Raw genomic sequence first — 1,897 nt, forward strand, 5'->3', positions numbered from 1 at the left:
AGGATGCCGTCCGCCGAATTGCCCGAAGGCTGGGGCGTCGCGGGAGCGGCTGCGGAGGCCATGGCGTTTGCAAGCAGGAGTAAGATGCCGTTTCTCACAGGGCGGTTGTTGTGGCGGGTTTCGACGGGCAACGCAAACCCGAATTCAGGGGACGGCCGTGCGGTAAGGCAGGATTTTTCGTGGCGTGCCGCGGTGTTTTGCTCTACGTTTTGCTCGAAGTCCGAAACAAAGTTCTACCTATGCTGAAGGTCACCGGAAACGGCTCCACCATCACCTGCGATGGCGTGACGCGACGCGACTTCCTGCAGGTTGGCACGCTCGGCGCCATCGGTCTTTCGCTCGCCGACGCCGCGGCGCTTCAGGCCGCGGCCGCGGCCGACAAGTCCAAGGACAAGCGCTCGTGCATCATGATCTTCAACCTCGGCGCGCCGAGCCAGCTCGACACGTTCGACCCCAAGCCCGATGCGCCCCGTGAAATCCGGGGCCCGTTCAAGCCCATCTCGACGAAGGGCGACTTCCAGCTCACCGAAATCCTCCCGCAGCACGCGAAGGTGGCGGACAAGTTTTCGCTCGTGCGCTCGACTTACCACACGGCCGCCGCGGTGCACGACACGGGCCACCAGATGTTGCAGACGGGCCGGCTCTTCAGCGGCGGCATCATCACGCCGCACGCGGGCTGCGCGCTGGAATTCCTGAAAGGGCGCCGGACGGAACTTCCCGCGCACGTGATGCTGCCCGAAACGATGGGGCCCACCGGGGGCAACCTGCCGCACGGACAGGACGCCGGATTTCTCGGCAAGGCTTACGACCCGTTCGTGCTGAACGGCGATCCGTCAAAGGCCGACTTCAAGGTGCCTGACCTGCTCCCGCCAAAGGAAATCGGCGAAGCGCGGCTCGCGCGGCGGCGGGAGTTGCGGCAGGTCGTGGACGACACGGTGAAGAGCTTCGAGTCGAGCGAGAGCGCGAAATTGATGGACGCGAACTTCCACTCGGCCTACCGGCTGATGACGAGCGCCAGGGCGCGCGAAGCGTTCGACCTCACGAGGGAGCCGGCGAAGGTGCGCGAGCGCTACGGGCTGACACGCTTCGGCCAGTGCTGCCTGCTGGCGCGGCGGCTCGTCGAGGCGGGCGTACGCTTCGTCACCATCAACACCTTCATCACCGTCTTCAACGAAATCACGTGGGACATCCACGGCTCGAAACCGTTCACCTCCATCGAAGGCATGCGCGACATCGTGGCGCCGATGTATGACCAGGGTTACAGCGCGCTCATCGAAGACCTCGCGCAGCGCGGCCTGCTCGGTGACACGCTCGTCTGCAACCTCGCCGAGTTCGGCCGAACGCCCCGCGTGAATCCCGCCGGCGGCCGCGACCACTGGCCGCAGTGCTGGACAATTTATTTCGCCGGCGGCGGCGTGAAGGGCGGCCGCGTGGTCGGCAAATCCGACGAAATCGGCGGCTACCCCGCCGAACGGCCGGTGAAGCCCGCGGAAGTCGTCGCCACCATCTATCACAGCCTCGGGCTCGACCTCGACGCGCACCTGCCCGGCCCGCAGAGCCGGCCGTTCCCGCTGGTGGACTTCGGCACGCAGCCGGTGAAGGAGTTGTTCGCCTGATGCGCCCGTCCGGCGCGGGAACGTTTTCCGTGAACTGCCGTTCGAAAGTGAACCCCCTCGTTTCAGCCGCGTGTTTGTTGGCATTCGTGACCGTCGCGAACGCGGCTTCGCTCACGCTGCTTCCGTCCCAATTCACCTTCACCGGTCCCGCATCGCGGCAGCAACTCGTCGTCGTGCATTCCAGCGGCGGGAAGTTTCTCGGCCAGGTAACGAACGACCTCACGTTCACTTCGAGCAACGAGCGTGTGGTGCGGATCGAAGGCGACACGGCGGTGCCCGTC

Annotated in this window: 2 protein-coding genes; both read left to right on the plus strand. The window is 65.5% G+C overall.

The window, feature by feature from the left end:
* Nucleotides 1–239 precede the first annotated feature (239 nt).
* Nucleotides 240–1,616, plus strand: coding sequence for a DUF1501 domain-containing protein (locus FJ386_15505; GenBank protein ID MBM3878093.1), 1,377 nt, complete (start codon nucleotides 240–242; stop codon nucleotides 1,614–1,616).
* Between the two features lie 47 nt (nucleotides 1,617–1,663).
* Nucleotides 1,664–1,897: hypothetical protein (locus FJ386_15510; GenBank protein MBM3878094.1), on the plus strand; the 234-nt coding region annotated here is incomplete at its 3' end.

The sequence above is a fragment of the Verrucomicrobiota bacterium genome (assembly GCA_016871675.1).
Classification (GTDB): domain Bacteria; phylum Verrucomicrobiota; class Verrucomicrobiia; order Limisphaerales; family VHCN01; genus VHCN01.